The sequence below is a fragment of the Streptomyces xanthophaeus genome (assembly GCF_030440515.1).
In the GTDB taxonomy this organism is placed as follows: domain Bacteria; phylum Actinomycetota; class Actinomycetes; order Streptomycetales; family Streptomycetaceae; genus Streptomyces; species Streptomyces kutzneri.
Genome location: NZ_CP076543.1, coordinates 6,131,868 through 6,155,575, shown reverse-complemented (window position 1 = coordinate 6,155,575; position 23,708 = coordinate 6,131,868). Strand labels below are relative to the sequence as shown.

At 71.2% G+C, this 23,708-nt stretch carries 25 protein-coding genes; 9 read left to right on the top strand and 16 right to left on the bottom strand.

Annotated features, from left to right (window positions below; genetic code table 11):
* The first annotated feature begins 20 nt into the window (after positions 1-20).
* The 4 genes from KO717_RS27440 to KO717_RS27425 all read left to right on the top strand — a co-directional run bounded on the left by KO717_RS27440 (position 21) and on the right by KO717_RS27425 (position 3,462).
* Complete coding sequence (locus KO717_RS27440; RefSeq protein WP_301371930.1) at positions 21-1,544, top strand: aldehyde dehydrogenase (NADP(+)); 1,524 nt, start codon at positions 21-23, stop codon at positions 1,542-1,544.
* A 90-nt stretch (positions 1,545-1,634) separates the two neighbouring features.
* A complete protein-coding gene (locus tag KO717_RS27435; protein WP_301371928.1) occupies positions 1,635-1,856 on the top strand; it encodes a hypothetical protein in 222 nt (73 codons plus the stop codon).
* A gap of 70 nt (positions 1,857-1,926) precedes the next feature.
* On the top strand, positions 1,927-3,183 hold the full coding sequence (locus KO717_RS27430; protein ID WP_301371926.1) for a TerD family protein: 1,257 nt from the start codon (positions 1,927-1,929) through the stop codon (positions 3,181-3,183).
* Positions 3,184-3,285: 102 nt separating this feature from the next.
* The gene (locus KO717_RS27425) at positions 3,286-3,462 is read left to right on the top strand and encodes a hypothetical protein (RefSeq protein ID WP_189735878.1); all 177 of its coding nucleotides are present in this window, start codon (positions 3,286-3,288) and stop codon (positions 3,460-3,462) included.
* Between the two features lie 30 nt (positions 3,463-3,492).
* Here KO717_RS27425 and KO717_RS27420 read toward each other — a convergent pair whose 3' ends face one another.
* From KO717_RS27420 to KO717_RS27410, 3 genes are all read right to left on the bottom strand, one after another.
* Positions 3,493-4,932: an alkaline phosphatase PhoX gene (locus KO717_RS27420; RefSeq protein ID WP_301371923.1), complete on the bottom strand. Its 1,440-nt coding sequence runs from the start codon at positions 4,930-4,932 to the stop codon at positions 3,493-3,495.
* Between the two features lie 195 nt (positions 4,933-5,127).
* Positions 5,128-5,646, bottom strand: a complete 519-nt coding sequence (locus tag KO717_RS27415; RefSeq protein ID WP_301371921.1) for a proline dehydrogenase — start codon at positions 5,644-5,646, stop codon at positions 5,128-5,130.
* 81 nt (positions 5,647-5,727) lie between these two features.
* Positions 5,728-7,218, bottom strand: coding sequence for a hypothetical protein (locus tag KO717_RS27410; RefSeq protein ID WP_301371920.1), 1,491 nt, complete (start codon positions 7,216-7,218; stop codon positions 5,728-5,730).
* A gap of 410 nt (positions 7,219-7,628) precedes the next feature.
* Between KO717_RS27410 and KO717_RS27405 the strand changes: the two genes are divergently transcribed.
* The 3 genes from KO717_RS27405 (at position 7,629) to KO717_RS27395 (ending at position 10,414) form a co-directional block, all read left to right on the top strand.
* The gene (locus tag KO717_RS27405; RefSeq protein WP_301371919.1) at positions 7,629-9,470 is read left to right on the top strand and encodes an endonuclease/exonuclease/phosphatase family protein; all 1,842 of its coding nucleotides are present in this window, start codon (positions 7,629-7,631) and stop codon (positions 9,468-9,470) included.
* Between the two features lie 69 nt (positions 9,471-9,539).
* Positions 9,540-10,013, top strand: coding sequence for a GNAT family N-acetyltransferase (locus KO717_RS27400; RefSeq protein ID WP_301371917.1), 474 nt, complete (start codon positions 9,540-9,542; stop codon positions 10,011-10,013).
* Positions 10,014-10,159: 146 nt separating this feature from the next.
* Positions 10,160-10,414: a hypothetical protein gene (locus KO717_RS27395; protein ID WP_301371915.1), complete on the top strand. Its 255-nt coding sequence runs from the start codon at positions 10,160-10,162 to the stop codon at positions 10,412-10,414.
* Between the two features lie 16 nt (positions 10,415-10,430).
* Here KO717_RS27395 and KO717_RS27390 read toward each other — a convergent pair whose 3' ends face one another.
* The 3 genes from KO717_RS27390 to KO717_RS27380 all read right to left on the bottom strand — a co-directional run bounded on the left by KO717_RS27390 (position 10,431) and on the right by KO717_RS27380 (position 13,258).
* The gene (locus KO717_RS27390) at positions 10,431-10,844 is read right to left on the bottom strand and encodes a hypothetical protein (protein ID WP_301371914.1); all 414 of its coding nucleotides are present in this window, start codon (positions 10,842-10,844) and stop codon (positions 10,431-10,433) included.
* A 176-nt stretch (positions 10,845-11,020) separates the two neighbouring features.
* Positions 11,021-12,001, bottom strand: coding sequence for a 2,3,4,5-tetrahydropyridine-2,6-dicarboxylate N-succinyltransferase (gene dapD / locus KO717_RS27385; RefSeq protein WP_030720326.1), 981 nt, complete (start codon positions 11,999-12,001; stop codon positions 11,021-11,023).
* Positions 12,002-12,010: 9 nt separating this feature from the next.
* Positions 12,011-13,258 (bottom strand): MFS transporter, encoded by a 1,248-nt coding sequence (locus KO717_RS27380; protein WP_301374791.1) that lies wholly within the window; start codon positions 13,256-13,258, stop codon positions 12,011-12,013.
* Positions 13,259-13,361: 103 nt separating this feature from the next.
* Between KO717_RS27380 and KO717_RS27375 the strand changes: the two genes are divergently transcribed.
* Positions 13,362-14,237: a winged helix-turn-helix transcriptional regulator gene (locus KO717_RS27375; protein ID WP_301371913.1), complete on the top strand. Its 876-nt coding sequence runs from the start codon at positions 13,362-13,364 to the stop codon at positions 14,235-14,237.
* Positions 14,238-14,427: 190 nt separating this feature from the next.
* On the opposite strand, the gene KO717_RS27370 is transcribed toward KO717_RS27375, so the two are convergent.
* Positions 14,428-14,979 (bottom strand): TetR/AcrR family transcriptional regulator, encoded by a 552-nt coding sequence (locus KO717_RS27370; RefSeq protein WP_301371912.1) that lies wholly within the window; start codon positions 14,977-14,979, stop codon positions 14,428-14,430.
* The gene (locus KO717_RS27365) at positions 14,979-15,299 is read right to left on the bottom strand and encodes a DMT family transporter (protein WP_189735897.1); all 321 of its coding nucleotides are present in this window, start codon (positions 15,297-15,299) and stop codon (positions 14,979-14,981) included. The genes KO717_RS27370 and KO717_RS27365 overlap by 1 nt, the downstream gene beginning before the upstream one ends.
* Before the next feature lie 269 nt (positions 15,300-15,568).
* On the opposite strand from KO717_RS27365, the gene KO717_RS27360 reads away from it, so the two are divergent.
* Positions 15,569-16,681, top strand: a complete 1,113-nt coding sequence (locus KO717_RS27360; protein WP_301371911.1) for a hypothetical protein — start codon at positions 15,569-15,571, stop codon at positions 16,679-16,681.
* A gap of 118 nt (positions 16,682-16,799) precedes the next feature.
* On the opposite strand, the gene KO717_RS27355 is transcribed toward KO717_RS27360, so the two are convergent.
* The 8 genes from KO717_RS27355 to KO717_RS27320 all read right to left on the bottom strand — a co-directional run bounded on the left by KO717_RS27355 (position 16,800) and on the right by KO717_RS27320 (position 23,403).
* Positions 16,800-17,144, bottom strand: a complete 345-nt coding sequence (locus tag KO717_RS27355) for a metal-sulfur cluster assembly factor (protein WP_030009139.1) — start codon at positions 17,142-17,144, stop codon at positions 16,800-16,802.
* Positions 17,141-17,602, bottom strand: coding sequence for a Fe-S cluster assembly sulfur transfer protein SufU (gene sufU, locus KO717_RS27350; RefSeq protein WP_150256905.1), 462 nt, complete (start codon positions 17,600-17,602; stop codon positions 17,141-17,143). Before sufU ends, KO717_RS27355 begins: the two co-directional genes overlap by 4 nt.
* Before the next feature lie 22 nt (positions 17,603-17,624).
* Complete coding sequence (locus tag KO717_RS27345) at positions 17,625-18,881, bottom strand: cysteine desulfurase (protein WP_030009137.1); 1,257 nt, start codon at positions 18,879-18,881, stop codon at positions 17,625-17,627.
* Entirely contained in the window at positions 18,878-19,645 is a 768-nt protein-coding gene (gene sufC, locus KO717_RS27340) for a Fe-S cluster assembly ATPase SufC (RefSeq protein ID WP_030720347.1), read from the bottom strand. The genes KO717_RS27345 and sufC overlap by 4 nt, the downstream gene beginning before the upstream one ends.
* A 7-nt stretch (positions 19,646-19,652) precedes the next feature.
* Entirely contained in the window at positions 19,653-19,970 is a 318-nt protein-coding gene (locus tag KO717_RS27335; protein WP_030009135.1) for a bifunctional 3-phenylpropionate/cinnamic acid dioxygenase ferredoxin subunit, read from the bottom strand.
* Complete coding sequence (gene sufD / locus KO717_RS27330) at positions 19,970-21,148, bottom strand: Fe-S cluster assembly protein SufD (protein ID WP_301371910.1); 1,179 nt, start codon at positions 21,146-21,148, stop codon at positions 19,970-19,972. The genes KO717_RS27335 and sufD overlap by 1 nt, the downstream gene beginning before the upstream one ends.
* Before the next feature lie 81 nt (positions 21,149-21,229).
* A complete protein-coding gene (gene sufB / locus KO717_RS27325) occupies positions 21,230-22,645 on the bottom strand; it encodes a Fe-S cluster assembly protein SufB (protein ID WP_030009133.1) in 1,416 nt (471 codons plus the stop codon).
* Positions 22,642-23,403, bottom strand: coding sequence for a helix-turn-helix transcriptional regulator (locus tag KO717_RS27320; RefSeq protein ID WP_301371909.1), 762 nt, complete (start codon positions 23,401-23,403; stop codon positions 22,642-22,644). The genes sufB and KO717_RS27320 overlap by 4 nt, the downstream gene beginning before the upstream one ends.
* Positions 23,404-23,708: the final 305 nt, after the last annotated feature.

Sequence of the window (23,708 nt, the reverse complement as noted above, 5' to 3'; positions counted from 1 at the left end):
GATCCAGGAGGCAGTGGGCCATGACAACGACACCAGTCTGGAGTGTGGACCCCCGCACCGGGAAGCAGCGCGAACAGGTTGCGGTGGAGGCCACACCCGGCGAGGTGGACGAAGCCGTACGGGCCGCCCACGCCGCCCGCGGCTCGCTCGCCGACGCCACCGTGCGCGCCGCCTTCCTGCGCGCCGCCGCCGCGCTGCTGGACGAGGCCGCCGCCCACGTGATCGAGGCCGCCGACGCCGAGACCGCGCTCGGCCCGGGCCGGCTCACCGGCGAACTGGCCCGCACCACCGGTCAGCTGCGCGCCTTCGCCGACGCCGTGGACGCCGGGGCCTACCTCGACATCCGGATCGACCGCGCCGACCCCTCCCTCAGCCCGCCGCGCCCCGAACTGCGCCGCTACAAGGTCCCGCTGGGCGTGGTCGCGGTCTACGCCGCCTCCAACTTCCCGCTCGCCTTCTCCGTCCCCGGCGGGGACACCGCGAGCGCGCTCGCCGCCGGCTGTCCGGTGGTCGTCAAGGCGCACCCCGACCACCCCGCCACTTCCGAGCTGTGCGCCTCGCTGCTGCGCCGGGCCGCGGCCCTGACCGGGCTCCCGGCCGACGTGGTGAGCGTGGTCCACGGGTTCGACGCCGGCCTGGAGCTGATCCGCCACCCGCTGGTGGCGGCCGCCGGATTCACCGGTTCCATCCGGGGCGGGCGGGCCCTGTTCGACGCGGCCGCCGCCCGTCCCGTACCCATCCCCTTCCACGGCGAACTCGGCTCCCTCAACCCCGTCGTGGTCACCCCGGCCGCCGCCGCCGAGCGCGCCGAGGAGATCGGCGCCGGGCTCGCGGGCTCGATCACCCTCGGCGTCGGTCAGTTCTGCGTGAAGCCGGGCCTGGTCCTGGTCCCCGAGGGCGCGGACGGCGACCGGCTCACCGGCGAGCTCACCAAGGCGCTCGGGGAGACCGAGCCGGGCGTGCTGCTCGACCACCGGATGCGGGAGAACTTCGTCTCCGGTGTGCGCGAGCGGGCCGCGCTGCCCGGCGTCGACGCTCCCGTGACCCCGGGCTCCGGCGGTGAGCACACCGTCGGCGCAGGCTATCTGACCGTGCCCGCCGGGAGCCTCCTGGAAGGCGGCGACCACGACGTCCTCCTGGAGGAGTGCTTCGGTCCGGTCACCGTCGTCGTGCGGTACGCCGACCAGGACGAGGCGAGCGCGGTCCTCGGGCTCCTCGGCGGGAACCTGAGCGCCACCCTCCAGCTGTCGGCCGCCGAGACCGAGGGCGCGCCCGGCCCGGCCGTCGAGCTGATCGGGCAGGTCACCGGGCTGGCGGGGCGGATCGTGGTCAACGGCTGGCCGACCGGGGTCGCGGTGGCCCCGGCCCAGCACCACGGCGGCCCGTACCCGGCCGCGACCTCGCACTCCACCTCGGTGGGTGGCACGGCGATCGAGCGCTGGCTGCGTCCGGTGGCCTACCAGTCCGTGCCGGACGCACTCCTTCCGGCGGAGCTGCGCGAGGCCAACCCGCTGAGGCTGCCGCGCCAGGTCACCGGGGGCTGAGCATTCCGGTGTCCCGGCAGGCGCCGCCGCCCGCCGGGACACCGGAAATCCCGTTGCCCGCCCCGGGTCCGCCGCGGCAGGCTGCGCCGCATGCCGAGGCCGCACGGGTTCACCTACGCACGCCACCGGGACGACTCCGTCGTCATCACCCACCGGGGCCGCACCGCGGCCACCCTGCGCGGGAACCGCGCCGAGAAGTTCCTGGCCGAGGTGGAATCCGGCGACGCGCAGCTCGTGATGGCCCGCTGGACCGGCTCGTACAAGTTCGGCAACGAGCGCGTCGCGCGCAGTCACCCCCGCAATCAGCGCTGACATCCCGAAGGTCCCGAAACATCCCGCGAGGGTAAGGGAACGGCAAAGCACCTCCGGTCGTTCTCCGGGCATGACCGCTATGACCCCTGGATCCAACCTGCCGCTCAATGCCGTCCGCGTGACGGTCGACGTGGCTGCGCCGGTACGGCTCGACGTATCGGCCCTGCTCCTGACGGCGGACGGCAAGGTGCGCTCCGACGCCGACTTCATCTTCTTCAACCAGCCCTCCGGGCCCGGTGTCAGCTACCGGTCCGGCGGGGGTACGGCACCGGACTCGATCACCGTGGACACGGCCGCCCTGCCGCCGGGCATCGAGCGGATCGTGGTCACCGCCAGCCCCGACGCCGCCGGGCAGTCCTTCCAGGGCATCGAGCCCACCGGCACCGTGCGCAACGCCGACGGCGGAGCGGTGATCGCCTCCTTCACCCCGCCGCGGCTGGGCACGGAGACCGCGCTCGTCGTCGTCGAGGTCTACCAGCGCGGCGGCGTATGGAAGGTGCGCGCGGTCGGCCAGGGGTACGCCAACGGTCTCGCGGGCATCGCCACCGACTTCGGGGTCTCCGTGGACGAGGAGCCCGCGGCTCCCCAGGCCGTGACCCCGCCCGCGCCCCCGGCGCCCCCCGCGCCCCCGGCCCCGCCGGCCTCCTACCCGGCCTCCCCCTGGCTCGGCGGCGCCACCACGCCCGCGGCTCCCGCCCCGGCCGCCCCCGTGGCGCCCCCCGCACCCGCGGCCCCCGCGCCCGGCACGGGGAAGATCAACCTCGACAAGGGCCGGGTCAGCCTCCAGAAGAACCAGACCGTCTCCCTCGTCAAGGGCGGCCGCCCGCTGCTCTCCCAGGTCAAGATGGGTCTGGGCTGGGAGCCGGCCTTCCGCGGCAAGGACATCGACCTCGACGCCTCCGTCATCGCGTACGGCCCCCAGCGCAACCACATCGACAGCTGCTACTTCGGCAAGCTGTCCATCCTCGGCGGTGCCATCAAGCACTCCGGTGACAATCTCACCGGTGAGGGCGCGGGCGACGACGAGGTGATCGTCGTGGACCTCGGCCGGATCCCCGCCGACGCCACCGGCCTGGTGTTCACGGTGAATTCCTTCTCCGGCCAGAAATTCACCGAGGTGGCCAAGGCCTACTGCCGTCTCATCGACGCGGCGAGCGGCGAGGAGCTGGTGCGCTTCGACCTCACGAGCGCCGAACCCCAGACCGGCGTGATGATGGCCAAGCTGATCAAGCAGTTCTCCGGCGAGTGGGAGATGACCGCCATGGGCGACTTTGTGAAGTCGCGCACAGTGCGCGGCATGGTCAAGCCCGCCGCACAGGCACTCTGAGCAGGTGGGCGGGCACATGCGGCCACCGGTACGCGTCGCGGGTGATGGAAGCCACGCGTAATCCGTAGGTGGCTGTCAGTGCCCGCCCGTAGCCTTGGAACCATGCACGAGACACTCACCCCCGCGGGGCCCGCCCGCCCGTCCGCCGCAGAGGCGAACGAGGCGATACGGCACCTTGTCGAGACCCGGGTGGACGGCGAGTGGCCCTCGGAGGCATATGAGTTCCTGCTCGCCGAGTGGGCCGAGGCCTCGCGCGCGGAGGTTTCCCCGGCCCTGTAGGCGGCACGTGCGCGGCGCTGCCGCCGACGGTCAGTGCGCGCGCCGCCACGGCCCGGTGATGGCCAGCATGATGCCCGGGTCCTGGATGTTGGCGTACAGCGTGCGCCCGTCCGGGGAGAAGCAGACGCCGGTGAATTCGGAGTACTCCGGCGCCTCGGCCGACCCGTTGTTGAGCTCGTTGCGCGCGAGCGGGTAGGTGCGTCCCGACGCCGTCGCGCCGAACAGGTGCTGCAGCCCCGAGCCGTCCTCCGCGATGATCAGGCCGCCGTACGGGGAGACGGTGATGTTGTCGGGGCCGTCGTAGCCGCCGTCGGCCGACGGGTCCGCGTTGATCCCGATGAGGACGGTGAGGCGGACCGTGCGCCGCTTGGGGTCGTAGAACCAGACCTGGCCGTCGTGGGCCGCGCCCGGGCTCTCCTCACGGGCGTAGGACGAGACGAAGTACGCGCCGCCGTCCGCCCACCACATGCCCTCCAGCTTGCGTCCGCGCGTCACCACACCGTCGGCGAACTGCTTGCGCACCGGTACGGTCCGGGCATCGCGGTCGGGCACGTCCACCCAGTCGACCCCGTACACTGTGCCGATCTTCGTGGCGCGCGAGAAGTCGTCGACGAACCGGCCGGAGCTGTCGATGCACTTGGCGGCCTGGAGCACGCCGGCGTCGGCCGCGAGCGTACGGAGTCTGCCGCGCCCGTGGTGGAAGCCGCGGGGCGGGGTCCAGCGGTAGAGCAGCCCGTTGGGGCCGGAGGCGTCCTCGGTCAGGTAGGCATGGCCCTGGCGCGGGTCGATGACCACGGCCTCGTGGTCGTAGCGGCCGAAGGCCTTGACCGGCCGCGGGTCACGGTTGGCGCGCCGGTCGTGCGGGTCGACCTCGAAGACGTAGCCGTGGTCCTTCGTCATGCCGTTCTTGCCGGCCAGGTCCGAGTTCTCCTCGCAGGTCAGCCAGGTGCCCCAAGGGGTGGCGCCGCCGGCGCAGTTGGTCGAGGTACCGGCGATGCCCACCCATTCGGCGACCTCGCCGCCGCGCCGGACCTCGACGACCGTGCACCCGCCGGCCGCGGCCGGGTCGTAGACGAGGCCCTCGGTGAGCGGGACGGGGCGGGCCCAGTTCTCCCGCTTGCCCTTGAGCTCGTGGTTGTTGACGAGGAGGGTGACTCCGCGGTGGCCCTCGAAGGCGGCGGTCCCGTCGTGGTTGGACGGGGTGGTCTCGCCGGAGTCCAGCGTGGTGACCCCGCTGTGCGTGATGACGCGGTAGGTGAACCCGGCGGGCAGGGCCAGCAGTCCGGCCGGGTCGGGGACGAGCGGGCCGTAGCCGGGCTCGCAGGGCCGCCCGTGCTCGTCGCGACCGGTGCTGTCCTCGGCGGCGAGCGCCCCGGGGGCGGTGGCGAGGGCGCCGACCGTCCCGGTGAGCGCGACTCCCGCTCCGGCGATGACGGTACGAGCGGTGAAGTCTCTACGGCTGAGCGGCATCGGGTCTCCAGGGGTGGGGAGGTGGTGCGCCTGTCGTGCGGTCGTCGGCGCACACGCTCTCGCCCGCACGTGAACGGCGGCTGAACTACCCACCAAGAGGAACCGACCCCTTGCCCCGCCCCGGAATGGCCAACTCCGACCCCAGGAACGGCGCATTGTCACCGCCCTCCCGGGCACCCGGGTCGGTGGCCCCGGTCAGTCGGACCCGCCGATCGCGCTGCGGGCCGCGAGGCGGAAGTCCTGGACCGCCCGGTAGAGGATCCGCTGCCGTTCGGCGGCGAGGGCGGTGTCCTCGGCCTTGCGCGTGGCGTCCCCGGCGCGGGCGTCCTGCGCCATCCGCCGCATGACGTGCGAAAGGTCGCCGGAGGCGTGGGTGACGCGTTCGGCGACCTCCGCGAGGGGCGCCGGCCCTTCGAGGATGACGATTTCGCCAGCGCGGTGGACCTCGCGGGCCAGCGTGACGAAGCGGCCCGTCTTCGCGTCGAGGTCGGCCAGGTCCGGCGCGTCCGCACGCAGCACGTCGAGTACGGCGTCCATGGCGATGTCGCGGTCGTGGAGCGCGCCGAGGTAGCCGGCGTAGGCATCGCGGCGGTGCTGCCGGCTCCACTGGGCGTGCTGGGACCGTGCCTGCGCCCGGCCGTTGACGATCGCGGCCCCGAGGGTGGTCACGGAGCCGACGGCGGCTCCCAGCAGTGCGGCAAGTCCTGAGTCCATGGCGCCCATTGTGTCCACCGGGGAGCCAGGTCCGGCTCCCCGGTCCGCCCCCGGTCCGCCCCTGGCCCGAGCGTGGGCGGCTCAGGCCGGGCGGCGGGAACGGGCCCTGAACGCGGCCTTGCGGGCCTCCTTGGCCGCCTTCCTGTCCGGGTGCAGCCGGCCCATCGCCTCCAGGACGTACGCCGTCGCCGGGTGTTCCACCCGCCACACCTCCTCGAAGAACCCCGCGTGATGAGCGGTCAGGGTCTCCATCAGGAGCGGAAGCTCCTCCGTCTCCCCATCGGCGGCGAGCTGCGCCGCGATCGTGTCCACCGTCAGCCAGAACACCATCTCCGGGTCCGGCGCCGGTACGTCGCTCACCCCGCGCTCCGCCAGCCAGACCCTGGCCAGCCCGCCGAGCTCCTGGTCGTCCAGCACCGAGCGGACCGCGGGCTCGGCCTCCGGTCCGGCGGGGGCCAGGGCCTGCTGGCACCGGAGCCGGCGCAGCGGGCCGCCTTCGTCGTCCCCGCGGGCGGCGGCCAGCAGCTCGGCGGCCGCGGCGGGCAGTTCCCGGCCGGCCAGCCACTGCTCGATCTCGGCCTGGGCGGCGCTCTCGGAGTAGAAGGAGACCGCGTCGAGGAGGGCGTCGGCACCCTTCTCGGCCAGTTCACCGACGGCGGGGGCATCGACCCCGGCCTCCAGCATCCGTGCCCGGATCCCGTACAGGCCGAGGGGGGTCAGGCGGACCATCCCGTAGCGGGAGACGTCCTCGTCGTCCGCGGCGTTCCCGGCGCCCGCGGTCTCCGTTTCCAGGGGTCCGTCGGCCTCCGCCATCAGCTCCTCGTCGACGGGCCGGAACTCCACCAGCCCGATCGGCTCCAGCTGCCGGAACTGGTCGTCGAGGCGCATCATCGCGTCCGAGACCTGCTCCAGCACGGCGTCGGTCGGCTCGCCCATGCCGTCGGGCACGACCATCGAGGCGGCGAGCACCGGCAGCGGAACCGGTTCGTCCGCGGCCCCGCCCTCGGTGACGGTGAGCAGGTAGAGGTTGGCGAGGACCCCGTCGAGGAAGTCCGCCTCGCGCCCCGGGTTCCAGTCCAGCCGGTCGAAGTCGATCTCGCCGCCCGCGTCCAGCGCGTCCACGAGGTCGTCAAGGTCGGGAACCGCCGCGTCGGCGAGCACCGTGTCCAGTGCCGCCAGCCAGAGGTCGAGGACGTCGCCGGGCGCACCGCTCGTCACCAGTGCGAGGTCCTCACCGGGCGCGGCCGTGCCGAAGCGCTCCCCGCCGCCTTCCCCGCCGTCGTCCTCCGGCTCGGTCACGTCGACCAGGCCGGTGTCCACGGCCACGCGCCAGGCCTGGCTCGCGTACCCGGTGGAGTCCGCGTCGGCGGCGTCGAGGCCGAGCACCGCGGCGGCCTCGGGCAGCTGGTCGGCGGCGAGCTCGCCGCCGACGCCGACGCGGGTGTCGGGTCCGGCCCAGCGGGCGAGCCGTACGGCGCGCGCGAACAGCGGGGCGCCGAGGGCGTCGCGGGCCAGCTCCGCGTCGGAGTGCAGCCGTACGGGCGGCAGCGTGGGGTGCGAGTCTGCGGACATGGGGACGGTTCTCCTCGCGGACGCGGTGGGGCGGGGTAGGGCGGGTGTGGCGGGGTGGAACGGGGTGTGGCGTTGGTGACACGGGCCGTGCTGTCGGCCGGTCCGTCAGATGCGCCCGGATTTCGATGACATGGCCGACATGACGGGCAGTGCGGGCATGCGGATGTGGCGCAGATGACAGGCGTGGCCTTCGTACGGCGCTCCAGCGTAGACGCATTTCGGGCGTGTCCGGCGGGCCATCCCCTTTGGTTCATCCCACAGTCAGCTGCCGTATTCCCTGGAGGGCTTGACAACTTTGCTGGCCACACAGGAAATTGACGCGCGTAGATGTATAGGGAGCGGCTTGCCTCCCGCAGATCTCACTGCCGCACCCCCCACCTTTTCCCTCTCCCACACCGGAGTTCCTGCCCATGCGCTCCTCGCATCCCCGTTCCGCCGCCGTCGCGGCCCTCGTCGCCACCGCACTGGCCACCGGCCTGCTCGCGGGCTCCGCCGACGCGGCCGAAGGCGCCGTGTCCGCCGATCCGATACGCATCCACGACATTCAGGGCACCACCCGGATATCCCCGCTCAACGGCAAGCAGGTCACGGACGTCGAGGGCATCGTGACGGGCGTACGTACGTACGGCTCGCGCGGCTTCTGGATCCAGGACCCGGACGCCGACGACAACGACGCCACCAGCGAGGGCGTCTTCGTCTTCACCAACTCGGTTCCGACCGTCACCGCGGGCGACGCGGTCAAGGTCTCCGGCACGGTCGGCGAGTACATCCCCGGCGGCGTGAACTCCGGCAACCAGTCGGTCACCCAGATCTCCAAGCCGACGGTGACCGTGGTCTCCTCCGGCAACGCGCTGCCCGAGGCCACCGCGATCAACGAGTACTCGGTGCCCGCCGAGTACGCCCCGGCCGGTGACCCGGCCGCCGGCGGCAGCATCAACGGTCTGACCCTGGAGCCCTCGCGCTACGCCCTGGACCACTTCGAGTCGCTGGAGGGCATGAACGTCAAGATCGGCACCTCCCGCGTGGTCGGCGCCACCGACCCGTACTCGGAGCTGTGGGTCACGGTGAAGGGCTGGGAGAACACCGCCAAGCGCGGGGGCACCATCTACGGCTCCTACGAGTCCCAGAACACCGGCCGTCTGCAGATCCAGCAGCTCGCGCCCATCGCGCAGCAGCCCTTCCCGGTGGCCAACGTCGGCGACAAGCTGACCGGCACCACGGAAGGCCCGCTGGACTTCAACCAGTTCGGCGGCTACACGCTGGTGGCCCGTACCCTCGGCACCGTCAAGGCGGGCACCCTCGCCCCCGAGAAGACCAAGCCGCAGGCCGAGCAGGAGCTCGCGGTGGCCACGTACAACGTCGAGAACCTCGACCCGACCGACCCGCAGGAGAAGTTCGACGCGCTGGCCAAGGCCGTCGTCGAGAACCTGGCCTCCCCCGACGTCCTCGCCCTGGAGGAGATCCAGGACGACAACGGCGCCAAGAACGACGGCACCGTCTCGGCCGAGCAGACCCTCGCCAAGTTCACCGCGGCGATCTCGGCCGCCGGCGGCCCGGCCTACCAGTGGCGGACCGTCAACCCGGAGGACAAGAAGGACGGCGGCGAGCCCGGCGGAAACATCCGCCAGGTGTTCCTCTTCAACCCGGCGCGGGTCTCCTTCACCGAGCGCGCCCCGGGTGACGCGGTGACCGCGACCGGCGTGACCAAGGTCAACGGCAAGGCCGCCCTGACCCACTCCCCCGGCCGCATCGACCCCGCCAACCCGGCGTGGGCGGACAGCCGCAAGCCGCTGGCCGGCGAGTTCGTCTTCCGCGGCAAGACGGTCTTCGTGATCGCCAACCACTTCGGCTCCAAGGGCGGCGACGAGGGCCTGACCTCGCACCACCAGCCGCCGGTCCGCTCCTCGGAAACCAAGCGACTGCTCCAGGCCCAGGCCGTGAACGGCTTCGTGAAGCAGATCCTGGCGGAGGACAAGAACGCCGACGTCCTGGTCCTCGGTGACATCAACGACTTCGAGTTCTCGGCGACGACGGACGCGCTGGCGGACGGCGGGGCGCTGTACCCGGCGATCAAGTCGCTGCCGAAGGCAGAGCGTTACTCCTACGTCTACCAGGGCAACGCGCAGGTGCTGGACCAGATCCTGACCAGCCCGGCGATCAAGAAGTTCACGTACGACAGCGTGCACATCAACGCGGAGTTCTCGGCGCAGAACAGCGACCACGACCCGCAGGTGCTGCGCTTCCGCCCGTAACCCTTCGGGTCCCGCAGCTGCAGGGGGTCCGGCCGCCGTCCCGGCCGGGCCCCCTGCCACAATCCCGCCATGATCTTCCGTGAGGCCACCCGCCAGGACCTGCCCGCCGTACTCGCCCTGCTCGCCGACGAGGACTCGGTCGTCGACCCGGCCCGGGTCGTGGTCGGCGAGGCGCACGAGCGGGCCTTCGCCGCGATCGAGGCGGATCCGCGCAACGAGATGCTGGTCCTGACGGACGGGGCGGACGGGGCGGACGGGGCCGGGGAGGTCGTCCTCGGCTGCCTGCAGCTCACGTACATCCCGGGCCTGGGCCAGAACGGGCAGGAACGGGCGCTGGTGGAGGCGGTACGGATCCGCGCGGACCGGCGGGGCGGGGGGCTCGGCGCCGAACTGATGCGGCTCGCCGCCGAGCGGGCCCGCGAGCACGGCTGCGGCCTGGTCCAGCTGACCAGCAACAAGCGGCGGACGGCCGCGCACCGGTTCTACGAGCGGCTGGGCTTCGCCCGCAGCCACGAGGGCTTCAAACTGCACCTGGAGCCGTAGTGGGGCCTTCTCGGACAAGCTAGGGACTTTCGGCCCTGGCGTGACGCTCGACACATCCCTACCGAATCGACCGGTCGGGGTGGTTGAGTATTTCCACGCTCGATCTTGTTACCGGCTCGTACCGACCGCATCCCCGGAGGATCCTCGTGCTCCCCTCCATCTCCCTCGCTCAGGAAATCGGCCTCGCCGTCCTGCTCGTGGCCGCGATCGTCTGGTTCACCGGCCTCCGCCACGTGCGGGAGGACAGCCGCTTCGCCCACGCGGATCCCGCCGCCGCCGAGGGCCTGCCGATGATCCCGGCCCAGCGCGGCTCCGCCGCGCACCCGATGGAGTCGGTGGAGCTGACCGAGGCGGAGAAGCAGGCCTTCGCGGGCCTGGTCCGCACGATCCCCCTGAGCTGACGCCCTGCCCCGCGGCCTACCCGTTGCGCCGGCCCGCCGACTCCTTCGGCCTCACGGCGTTGATCAGCGCGCAGACCCCGGCCGTCACCGCCAGGCTCCCCACCATGACCATCCCCACTCCGATCACGAAGAGTCCGCTGGCATCGTCCGACCAGTCGTAGAAGGCGGCACAGGTCAGGCCGGCCGTGACGCCCACGACGGCGCCCGCCGCGAGGCCCCGGTACGCCGCCCAGCACACGGGCACCAGCAACGTCAGCCCGAGCCCGAGCACCTGCCAGGCCTCGTAGGGCCCGGTCTCCGTTCCGTCCGGCTGCACATCGCGGTGCTGGTCCCAGCCGAGCCACGCGGCCCACGACGCCATCGCCACCAGGGCGAGCGCCAGGGCGACCGGAAGCAGGGACTCGGGGCCGGAGCGTATTCGTCGTCGCATGCCCCCAGCCTTCCCCCGGGCCCCGCCGGCCACCAGCGCGCACGTACTCAGTCCCGCCCGAGTACCTGCGCCCGGGGACCTGCCTCCGACAACGGCCGAGCGCCCTCCCGGCCGTGGGGGACGGCGGGAGGGCGCTCGGGGGACGACGGTGCGGCCGGTGGGGCCGTCGGCCGGTGTCAGTTGTGGCTGTGCAGGACCTCGTTCAGGCCGCCCCAGGCCGCCTTGTACGGGCGGGCCTCGACGGCGCCGGTCACCGAGTTGCGGCGGAAGAGGATGTTGTTGGCGCCGGAGAGCTCCAGGGCCTTGACGATCTGGCCGTCCGGCAGGGTCACGCGGGTGCCCGCGGTCACGTAGAGGCCGGCCTCGACCACGCACTCGTCGCCCAGCGCGATGCCCACGCCCGCCTCGGCGCCGATCAGGGTGCGCTCGCCGATCGAGATGATCTGCTTGCCGCCGCCCGAGAGGGTGCCCATGGTGGAGGCGCCGCCGCCGATGTCGGAGCCGTCGCCGACCACGACGCCCGCGGAGATGCGGCCCTCGACCATGGAGGTGCCGAGGGTGCCGGCGTTGAAGTTGACGAAGCCCTCGTGCATGACGGTGGTGCCCTCGGCGAGGTGCGCGCCGAGGCGGACGCGGTCCGCGTCGGCGATGCGCACGCCCTTGGGCGCGACGTAGTCCGTCATCCGCGGGAACTTGTCGATCGAGGTGACCTGGAGGTGCAGGCCCTCGGCGCGCGCGTTGAGGCGGACGGTCTCGACCTGGTCGACGGCGACCGGGCCCAGCGAGGTCCAGGCGACGTTGGTCAGCAGGCCGAAGACGCCGTCGAGGTTCTGGCCGTGCGGCTTGACCAGGCGGTGGCTGAGCAGGTGCAGGCGCAGGTACGCGTCGTGCGCGTCCAGCGGCTTGTCCTCCAGGGAGGAGATGACCGTGCGGACGGCTACGACCTCGACGCCGCGGACCGCGTCCGTGCGGATCGCCTTGGCCGCGGCGGCGCCCAGCAGCTCCACGGCCTGGTCGGCGGTGAGGCGCTCGGTGCCGGCCGGGCCGGGCTCGGCGACCAGCTCGGGAGCGGGGAACCAGGTGTCGAGGACGGTGCCGTCGGCGGTGATGGTGGCAAGTCCGGCGGCGACGGCGCCGGTGGTACGCGTAGCAGTCATATCCGAAACCTAACCGGCGACGGCCTTCGGTTGCGAACCGGTCTCATGTGACGGTCGGGCGGGTCGCGCCGCGTGCCGGGCCTGGCGTGCGTGTGCCCCCAGCAGCGCCGCGCCCGCCCCAGCTGCCAGCACCGCGCAGAGCGGCCACAGCAGCCCGGGCGCAGCGGAGTAGAGGGCTCCGCCGAGCGGCGGACCGAGGACGACCCCGCTGACCGATACGCCCGCGTACAGGCTCTGGAACCGCCCGATGGCGTGCTCGGGCGCCTGGTCGGCCATGTGGGCGGTGGCCGTGGTCTTGTAGAGGATCTCCCCGAGGCTCAGCAGGACCATCATCGCCACGGCGCTCGCGATCCCGGCCCCGAGCAGCAGCGCCGCGTACCCGGCGCCGACGAGCACCATCCCGGCACCGATGACCGGCAGGGCCGGCCGCTTGCGCAGGGCGACGGCGGCGGGCAGTTCCAGGAGGAGGATCACCCCTCCGTTCAGGGCGATGACGAGCCCGAAGGCGCGCGCGTCCAGGCCGTGGTCGGCGAGGAAGACGGGGAAGGTGAAGTACTGCTGGCGGTAGACGATGTCGGTCACCAGGATCGCGCCGAGCAGCACCAGCACGGTGGGGCGGGCGCGCAGTTCGCGCCACAGGCCCCGTTCGCCGCGGCCCGGACCCCCGTCCCGGGCCGCGGCCGGTGTGCGGGGAGCGCCGCGGGCCGGGACTACCCGTGCGGTCCAGAGGGCGAAGAGGAGCGTCCCGGCGCCGTCGCCGACGAAGAGCCAGTCGTAGGAGAGGCCGGTGGCGATGAGGGCGCCCAGCGGCGGCCCGAGGGTGAATCCGCCGTTGGAGGCGCAGCGTACGAGGGCGAAGGCCTGGCGGCGGGCTCCCTCCGGGACGGTGACCGCGACGAGGGCGGAGTTGGCGGCCCGGATCACGCCGGAGGCGTACTGGGCCACGGGCAGGGTCAGGCCCAGGAGCGGCAGGGGGAGCAGCGGGAGGGCTGCGAGGGCCAAGCCCCCGAGGGTGGACGCGGCGAGCAGCACCCGGCGGTGGCCGAAGCGGTCTCCGTACCAGCCGCCGGTGAAGTTGCCGGCGACCAGGCCGATGCCGCTGATTCCGGTGACGAGGCCCGCCTGGGCGGCGCCGAGGCCGCGGGGGCCGGTCAGGTAGAGGAAGACGAAGACGAAGGTGAAGCTGACGACGGCGTTGACGAAGACCCCCGCAGCCAGCAGCCACACGACCCTCGGTACGTCCTTGAACCCCTGCAGCACACCCGTGCCCCCCTGTATCTGTATCCCGATCGAGTAAGTTCCCTTTGGGAACGGACTATGTCAGCATGACAGCCTTGGGTCAACGGACGAAGGAGTTCCCATGGCCCAGCGCACACACCTCGGCGACGCGGACTGCGCCATCGCCCAGGCCCTCGACGTGGTGGGCGACTGGTGGACGCTGCTGATCGTGCGCGACGCCGCGCGCGGTCTGCACCGCTTCGACGAGCTCCAGCGCGAGTTGGGGATGTCCCGCAAGGTGCTGGCGGAGCGGCTGAAGCTGCTCGTCGAGGCCGGGGTGCTGTCGCGCGAGCCGTACCAGGAGCGCCCGGTGCGGCACGAATACCGGCTGACCCCGCGCGGGCGGGGGCTGCTGCCCGTCCTGGTGGCCCTCCAGGACTGGGGAGACACCTGGGTCCTGGGAGAGGGAGAGATGACGGCGACGACCGACGAGGCATCGCGCGAGGCGGAACGGGTGCACGCGCTGCGCGGCACGCGGGTGCCGCCGCTGCTGCTGCCGGACCGTTTCGGCGAGCTGAGCGACCCGGTGGCGGACACCCCGTTCACGGTCCTGTACTGCTTCCCGGGCGCGTACGCGCGCGCCGAGTCCTACCCGCCGGGCTGGGCCGGGATCCCGGGCGCCAAGGGCTGCACCTTCGAGTCGTGCACCTACCGCGACCAGCTCGCGGAGTTCACCGCGGCCGGCGCCACCGTGCACGGGGTGTCGACCCAGCGACCGGACGAGCAAAGGGAGTTCGCGGAACAGGAGCGGCTGCGGTTCCCGCTCCTGTCGGACGCGGATCTGGCACTGACGGCCGCGCTGCGCCTGCCGACGTTCCGCGCGGCGGGCACGAGCCGGATCAAGCGGCTGACGCTCGTCATCGACCGCGACCGCACGGTCCGCGAGGTGATCTACCCGATCCAGGACATCGAGGCGAGCGTGCAGACGGCGCTCGCGGCCGTACGCTCCGCCGGCTGACCGGCCGCCGGGTCACCGGGCCGTCGGGTCACCGGCCGGCGCGTCACCAGGCCGCCGGGTCACCGGCCGCCGCCCACGATGCCGCTCCCCCGCGCCGTCCGGAACCGGGCCCCGCCCGGACCCGGTCGTGCGGGCCCGCCGGCGTCCGAGGACCGGCGCGCGGGGCGGAGTCCGGGTGGCAGCGGCGTGCCTACGCCGGCCGCAGGATGCGCCGCAGGACCTCGCGGGCGTACTCCTCGTCGTACGCGGCGTCCGTCAGCAGGACCTGCAGGCCGATCCCGTCCATGGCCGCCACCAGCGCCCGCGCGGTCAGCGGGTCGGTGCGCGGGGTCAGCGCCGCCGACATCGCCTCGCACCACTGCGCCGCCACCGGCCGCAGCGCCGGGCGGCGCAGGGCCGCCAGGTAGAGCTCGTACTCCAGCTCGACCCGGCCCCGGTCCGCCGCCAGGAACTCCCCGAGCAGGCGGGCCAGGGCCCGGGCGAGGTCCGCGTCCGGGTCGGCCAGTGCGGCCGAGTCGGCCACCGCCCGCGCAAAACCCTCGTTGGCCTGGCGCAGCGCGGCGACCAACAGGTCGTCCAGCGTCTCGAAGTGGTACGTCGTCGACCCGAGCGGTACGTCTGCTTCGGCCGCGGCGCTGCGGTGGGTCAGCCCGGCGATGCCCCGCTCGCCCACCACCCGGAGCGCCGCGTCGACGATCCGCTGCCGCCGGTCCGGGTCGTAGCGCCGCACGGCGGGGCTCATCAGTGGGCCCCGCCGAGATTCAGCAGGACCACCCCGCCGATCACCAGGGCGATCCCGGCGATCTTGGCGGCGGTGGCCGCCTCGCCCAGGAACACCATGCCTATGGCGGCGATCGCGGCGGTGCCGACGCCCGCCCAGATCGCGTAGGCCGTGCCGACGGACATCGACTTCAGCGTCTGCGCGAGCAGGGTGAAGGCGATGACGTAGCCCAGCAGGGTGCCCAGCGACGGCCACAGCTTCGTGAAGCCGTCGCTGTACTTCATGGCGGTGGTTCCGGCGACCTCGGCGGCGATGGCCGCGGCAAGCATGACGTAGGGCATGCGTACAACTGTACACATCGATGTGTACGTGCGTACACAAGCGGGCGGGAAAGTCGCCGCCATGTCCCTGACATGCTGGTATACGGTGTGCGTTCGACGGGGGAACGAACAGACGGAGCAGATGCATGACACACAGCGCAGGGTGGGGATCCACGGGGGCACCGGGACCGGGAGGCCCGGGCGGCGCGCCGCACTGGGGAGGATGGGCTCCGCCGCCACCGCCGAAGCCCGGGGTGGTACCCCTGAAGCCCCTCGGCCTCGGGGACATCGTGAGCGCTTCGTTCGCCACGCTCGGCCGCCACTGGAAGCAGCTGGTCGGCGTGATGCTGGCCGTGCAGGGCATCTGCCTGCTGGTCATGGCCCTGCTGGCGGGCATCGCCGTCGCCGCGGTGTACGACCACATCGAGCCGGTCTTCGACCGGCCCTACGGACAGGAACCGTCGGCCGAGGACCTCACACCGTTCCTCGTCGCGGCGATCACGCTGTTCGTGCTCCTGTGTGCCGTGGGGCTGCTGGGTATGGCGGTGGTCACCGCCCTGTGCCCGGCGGTCCTCCGTGAGGCGATCATGGGCCGGCCCACCACCTTCCGCGCGATGTGGCGCACGGCCCTGCGGCGGACCCCCGCCGTCCTGGGCGTGCTGGCGCTCACGGGGCTGATCGCGGGTGCCCCGGTGCTCGCCGCCTTCGCGGTGTGGATTCCGCTGATGATCGCCTCCGGCGCCGGTGGCGACCCGTCACCCGGGGTCGTGCTGCTCCTGCCCGCGCTCATGCTGCTCGCCGCCCCGGTGGCCGTCTGGCTCGCCACCCGGCTCGGCCTGGCCTCCGCCGTGGCGGTCATGGAGGAGGCCGGTCCCGTCACCGCGCTGCGCCGCTCGGCCGCACTGGTCAAGGGCGACTGGTGGCGGATCTTCGGCATCACCCTGGTCGGCAGCATGATCGGGATGAGCATCGCCTACATGATCCAGATGCCCTTCCAGCTCATCGGCATGTTCGGGATGATCCCGCTCATGGCCGAGGGGGGCGAGGGAACCGGACCGTCGGCAGGCATGATCGTCGCCCTCGTGCTCGGCTTCCTGTGCGTGCTCGTCGGCAGCGGCGTGAGCCAGATGTTCCAGATCGCCTACTCACAGCTGTTCAGCAATCTGCTGTACGTGGACCAGCGGATCCGGCGCGAGAACCTGGCCTCCGCCATCCTCGCCGAACTCGCCGCGGAGACCCCCGGCGCCGGCCCCTCGGCCACACCCGCCGCCCCGCCCGCACCTACCGCCCCGCCCGCGGACGCGCGCCCGGCCCAGCCGGAAGCGCCGCAGACCGGGACCGCCCCACAGCCGGATCCGCGGCCGGACGGCCAGGCGGACGGAAAGACGGACGGGCAGGGCTGACGGACAGGGCTGACAGGCGAACGGACGGCCGAGCGGCCGGACGAACCGCCGGACGACCGGCCGACACGAGGAAGGGCCCCCGGCACGATGCCGGGGGCCCTTCCTCGTTCACAACGGCTCAGACGTTGAAGCCGAGCGCGCGGAGCTGCTCGCGGCCGTCGTCCGTGATCTTGTCCGGGCCCCACGGCGGCATCCAGACCCAGTTGATGCGAAGTTCGCTGACGATGCCGTCCGTCGCCGACTTCGCCTGGTCCTCGATGACGTCCGTCAGCGGGCAGGCCGCCGAGGTCAGCGTCATGTCCAGGGTGGCGATGTTCGCGTCGTCGATGTGGATGCCGTAGATCAGGCCCAGGTTGACGACGTCGATGCCCAGCTCGGGGTCGACCACGTCGTAGAGGGCCTCGCGGACCTCCTCCTCGGTGGCCGGCTTGATCGACGCCTCGGGCGTCGCGTTCTCGGTCATGCCGTCTCCCTCTCCGCGCCGCCCAGAGCCTGGGCCGTCGCGTCCTTCCACGCCATCCAGCTCAGCAGAGCACACTTCACACGAGCCGGGTACTTGGAGACGCCGACGAACGCGACCGCGTCCTCCAGCACCTCCTCCATGGCCTCGTCGGGCTCGATCTTGCCCTTGGACTGCATCATCTCCAGGAAGACTGCCTGGATCTTCTGCGCCTCGGCCAGTTCCTTGCCCACGAGCAGCTCGTTCAGCACGGACGCGCTGGCCTGGCTGATGGAGCAGCCCTGGCCCTCGTAGGAGACGTCGGTCAGCGTCTCGCCGTCGTACTTCACGCGCAGCGTGATCTCGTCACCGCACGTCGGATTGACGTGGTGCACCTCGGCGTCGCCGTCGCGCAGGCCACGCCCGTGCGGGTGCTTGTAGTGGTCCAGGATGAGTTCCTGGTACATCGAATCCAGCTTCACTGCGTCCTCGTCGCCTCGTCCGTCAGCCGAAGAAGTTCCGTACGTGCTCCAGCCCGTCGATCAGCGCGTCGACCTCGGCCGGAGAGGAGTACAGGTAGAAAGACGCTCGCGTCGTCGCAGGAATTCCGTAGCGCAGGCAGACCGGGCGCGCGCAGTGGTGTCCCACGCGGACCGCGATGCCCTGCTCGTCCAGCACCTGGCCTACGTCGTGCGGGTGGATGTCACCCAGGACGAAGGAGATCGCGGCGCCGCGGTCCTCGGCCGTGGTGGGGCCGATGATCCGCAGGTCGGGCACCTCCGCGAGGCGCTTGATCGCGTACTCGGTGATCGCGTGCTCGTGCGCGGCGATCTTGTCCATGCCGATCGCGGTCAGGTAGTCCACGGCCGCGCCGAGGCCGACGGCCTGGGCGATCGGGGGCGTACCCGCCTCGAACTTGTGGGGCGCCGGGGCGTAGGTCGAGGCGTGCATCGACACGGTCTCGATCATCTCGCCGCCGCCGAGGAACGGAGGCAGGTCCTCCAGGAGCTCCTGCCGGCCCCAGAGGACGCCGATGCCGGTCGGGCCGCACATCTTGTGGCCGGTGAAGGCCACGAAGTCGGCGCCGAGCGCCTGCACGTCCAGCGGCATGTGCGGGGCGGCCTGGGAGGCGTCGATCAGCACGAGGGCGCCGACGTCCTGGGCGCGCCGCACGATCGCCTCGACCGGGTTGACCGTGCCCATGATGTTGGAGACCAGTGTGAAGGAGACGATCTTCGTCTTCTCCGTGATGACCTCTTCGATGTTGGACAGGTCGAGCCGGCCGTCGTCGGTGAGGCCGAACCACTTCAGCTTCGCGCCGGTCCGCTGCGAGAGCAGCTGCCACGGCACGATGTTGGAGTGGTGCTCCATCTCCGTGATGGCGATCTCGGTCTCGCGGTCGACCCGGTAGGGCTCGTCCGCCCAGCCGAGCATGTTCGCGACCAGGTTGAGCGACTCCGAGGCGTTCTTGGTGAAGATCACCTCGTCGCGGCTCGGCGCGTTGATGAAGGCGGCGACCTTGTCGCGGGCGCCCTCGTACAGCGCCGTGGCCTCCTCGGCGAGCACGTGCACGCCACGGTGGACGTTGGCGTTGTGCTGCTCGTAGTACTCGTTCAGCGCGTCGAGCACCTGGCGCGGCTTCTGCGAGGTCGCCGCATTGTCCAGGTAAACGATCTTCTTCCCGTCGTGGACCACACGATCCAGAAGGGGGAAGTCCTTTCGGATCGCCTCGATGTCGAGGAGGCCAGGCAGCTGTGTCACGCGGTCGCGCCACCCTTCGTGCTGTACGACTCGTAGCCTTCGGCCTCCAGCTTGTCGGCGAGCTCGGCGCCGCCGGACTCGGCGATGCGGCCCTCGGAGAAGACGTGGACGAAGTCGGGCTTGATGTAGCGGAGGATCCGCGTGTAGTGCGTGATCAGCAGCGTGCCGACCTCGCCGGTCGCGCGGACGCGGTTGACACCCTCGGAGACCTGGCGCAGTGCGTCGACGTCGAGACCGGAGTCGGTCTCGTCGAGGATCGCGATCTTCGGCTTCAGGAGCTCCAGCTGCAGGATCTCGTGGCGCTTCTTCTCACCGCCGGAGAAGCCCTCGTTGACGTTGCGCTCGGCGAAGGCCGGGTCCATCTGGAGCTGCTCCATCGCGGACTTGACCTCCTTCACCCAGGTACGCAGCTTCGGCGCCTCGCCGCGGATCGCGGTGGCCGAGGTGCGCAGGAAGTTGGAGACCGAGACACCGGGGACCTCGACCGGGTACTGCATCGCGAGGAAGACGCCGGCGCGGGCGCGCTCGTCGACGGACATCTCCAGGACGTCCTCGCCGTCGAGGGTCACGGTGCCACCGGTGATGGTGTACTTCGGGTGACCGGCGAGCGAGTACGCCAGGGTGGACTTGCCGGAGCCGTTCGGACCCATGATGGCGTGCGTCTCACCCTGCTTGACGGTGAGGTCGACGCCCTTGAGGATCTCGCGGGCGCCGTTCTCGGCCTCGACGGAGACGTGCAGGTCGTGGATTTCAAGCGTTGCCATGGATACCTCAGGACTCCTGGGTGAGGGAGACGAGCACGTCGTCCCCTTCGATCTTTACGGGGTATACGGGTACGGGGCGCGTCGCGGGCAGACCCGAAGGCTTGCCGGTGCGCAGGTCGAAGGCCGACCCGTGCAGCCAGCACTCGATCATGCAGTCTTCGACCTCGCCCTCCGAGAGCGAGACGTTCGCGTGCGAGCAGATGTCGTTGATCGCGAACACCTCCCCCTCGGTGGAGACGATGGACACCGGCGTGCCGTCGAGTTCCACCCGCTTCGGGGTGTTCTCCTCCAGCTCGCTGAGCGCGCAGGCCTTGACGTAATTCATCAGACGGAACCCTGGAGCTCGGTCTCGATCTTGGCGAGCAGACGCTCCTCGATGTCGTCGACACCGATCTGCTGGACGAGCTCCGCGAAGAAGCCGCGGACGACCAGGCGGCGGGCCTCGTCGGCCGGGATGCCACGGGCCTGCAGGTAGAAGAGCTGCTCGTCGTCGAAGCGGCCGGTCGCGGAGGCGTGGCCGGCGCCGACGATCTCGCCGGTCTCGATCTCCAGGTTCGGCACCGAGTCGACCCGCGCGCCGTCCGTGAGGACGAGGTTGCGGTTCATCTCGTAGGTGTCGGTGCCCTCGGCGCTCTTCTGGATGAGCACGTCACCGATCCAGACCGCGTGGGCGTCCTGGCCCTGGAGCGCGCCCTTGTAGACCACGTTCGACTTGCAGTGCGGGGCGTCGTGCGTGACCAGGAGGCGGTGCTCCTGGTGCTGGCCGGCGTCCGTGAAGTACAGGCCGAAGAGCTCGGCCTCGCCGCCGGGGCCGGCGTAGCTGATGCGCGGGTGGAGGCGCACGACGTCGCCGCCGAAGGTGACCACGACCGACTTGAAGGTCGCGTCGCGGCCGACCAGCGTGTTGTGCTGGGAGCAGTGGACGGCGGTGTCGTCCCAGTCCTGCACGGACACGACGGTGAGCTTGGCGCCGTCGCCGACCAGGAAGTCGACGTTGGCGGCGCGCACGCCGTCACCGGTGTGGTCGATGACGATGACGGCCTCGGCGAAGGCCTGCACGTCGAAGACGGTGTGGCCGAAGGTGGTGCCGCCCTCGCCGTGCAGCGTCACGCGCACCGGCTCGGTCAGCACCGTCTCCTTGGGCACGGTGACGACCGTGGCCTTGGCGAAGGACGAGAACGCCTGGGCGGCGATCCGGTCCACGGGGGTGCCGGCCTTGCCGATGCGCGCGTCGCCGCGCTCCACCGACTCGACCTTGACGCCCTCGGGCGCGTCGATCTGGGCCTTCATGGTGCCGTTGGCGACCGCGGTGCCGTCGTGCAGGCCCTTGAGGCGGGCGAGCGGCGTGAAGCGCCACTCCTCCTCGCGGCCGTTCGGAACCGGGAAGTCCGCCACGTCGAAGGACGGGGGCGCACTCATCCGGGTGGCGACGGTGGACTCGGCGGCCACCGCGATCGCGCCGGCGGTGGTCGAACCCGCCGGAATGTTCTGAGCCTCAGCCATGGCTGTCGTCTTGCTCACTCTCTTTAAAGAACACTGCCTACGTCAAAGGATGTGCGGCAGGGGATGCCGCGCGGCCGGCGGTCAGCCGACCGATCCCTCCATCTGCAGCTCGATCAGCCGGTTCAGCTCCAGGGCGTACTCCATGGGCAGCTCGCGCGCGATGGGCTCGACGAAGCCGCGCACGATCATGGCCATCGCCTCGAACTCCGTCATACCGCGGCTCATCAGGTAGAAGAGCTGGTCGTCGGAGACCTTGGAGACCGTGGCCTCGTGGCCCATGGAGACGTCGTCCTCTCGGACGTCCACGTAGGGGTACGTGTCCGAGCGGGAGATGGTGTCGACCAGGAGCGCGTCGCACAGCACGTTGGACTTCGAGCCGTGGGCGCCCTCGCCGATCTCGACCAGGCCGCGGTAGGAGGTGCGGCCGCCGCCTCGTGCCACCGACTTGGAGACGATGTTCGAGGAGGTGTTCGGCGCCATGTGGACCATCTTGGAGCCGGCGTCCTGGTGCTGGCCCTCGCCCGCGAAGGCGATGGACAGGGTCTCGCCCTTGGCGTGCTCGCCCATCAGGTAGACGGCCGGGTACTTCATCGTGACCTTGGAACCGATGTTGCCGTCGATCCACTCCATGGTCGCGCCCTCGTACGCCACGGCGCGCTTGGTGACCAGGTTGTAGACGTTGTTCGACCAGTTCTGGATCGTCGTGTAGCGGCAGCGGCCGCCCTTCTTGACGATGATCTCGACCACGGCGCTGTGCAGCGAGTCCGAGGAGTAGATCGGGGCGGTGCAGCCCTCGACGTAGTGGACGTAGGCGTCCTCGTCGACGATGATCAGCGTCCGCTCGAACTGGCCCATGTTCTCCGTGTTGATACGGAAGTAGGCCTGGAGCGGGATGTCGACCTTCACGCCCTTGGGGACGTAGATGAAGGAGCCGCCGGACCACACCGCGGTGTTCAGCGACGCGAACTTGTTGTCGCCGACCGGGATGACCGTGCCGAAGTACTCCTGGAAGAGCTCCGGGTGCTCCTTGAGCGCGGTGTCCGTGTCGAGGAAGATGACGCCCTGCTCCTCCAGGTCCTCACGGATCTGGTGGTAGACGACCTCGGACTCGTACTGGGCCGCGACACCGGCGACGAGGCGCTGCTTCTCCGCCTCCGGGATGCCGAGCTTGTCGTACGTGTTCTTGATGTCCTCGGGCAGGTCCTCCCACGAAGCGGCCTGCTTCTCGGTGGAACGCACGAAGTACTTGATGTTGTCGAAGTCGATGCCCGAGAGGTCGGAACCCCAGTTCGGCATGGGCTTCTTGTCGAACAGCTTCAGGCCCTTGAGGCGGAGCTTGAGCATCCATTCCGGCTCGGACTTCTTCGCCGAGATGTCGCGGACGACCTCTTCGGACAGACCCCGCTTGGCAGCGGCACCGGCCGCGTCGGAGTCGGCCCAGCCGTATTCGTAAGTGCCCAGGCCATCGAGCTCAGGGTGAGCGATCTCCGTGGTCATGCGGGGTTCCTCCCGGCCGTACTTGCAGATACTGATGTGTCGGTCTGTGTGGTGCTCGCGCCACGCGGAATGAACGTCGTGCACACCCCGTCGCCATGGGCGATCGTGGCGAGGCGCTGCACATGGGTCCCCAGCAGGCGGGAGAAGACCTCGGTCTCCGCCTCGCAGAGCTGCGGGAACTGCTCGGCGACGTGCGCGACCGGGCAGTGGTGCTGGCAGAGCTGTTCACCGCTGTGCGGACCGGGAGCGCTCTTCGCCGTAGCAGCGTACCCGTCCGTGGTCAACGCCTTGGCAAGGGCCTCCGTGCGCTCCTGCGGGGCGGCGGCCTCGACGGCCTCCTTGTACGCCTGCGCCTGCGATTCCATCCGCGACCTGGCGAAGGCGGCGACGGCCACCTCGCCCTGCTCGCCGCCGCCGGCCGACTGCGCGATCCAGCGCAGGGCGTCCGCGGCGAGCGTGTCGTAGGACTGGTCGAAGGCGTCGCGGCCGCAGTCGGTGAGCGCGAAGACCTTGGCGGGCCGACCCCGGGTGCGTGCGCCGTACACACGCTGCTCACGGGGTTCGACCACGTCGTCGGTGACGAGCGTGTCGAGGTGGCGGCGGACGGCGGCCTGGGTGAGGCCGAGACGCTGGGCGAGGTCGGCGACGGTGGACGGACCGTGGTCCAGGATCGAGCGCGCCACCCGGTTGCGGGTTGACCGCTCCCCGGTGCCGAGCTCCCCCTGGAGGGTGTCGATCTGCCGTTCGCCGTATTTCACAACGCCATTGTTGCGTAATTAACCGAGCGGCGACAAGCCGTGATGGACGCCACCCCTGGTGGCCTCCATCACTAAGGGTTACCTTATTTATCGACGGAGAGTTATTCGGAGGGCAACATTCCGCTACTTTCCGGGATGCCTTCGGCGAGCCCGAAAACCGCCCCCCACCAGCGCATCTGCACCCGCGGCGGTTCTCCGGCGCCGAAAAGATCGACTTCCGGAAAAGATCACGGAAACATGCCGACTCTTCCAGGACCGACCGGCTGAAAAGAACGGTATTAGCGACGCGTCGTCCGATTCCACGG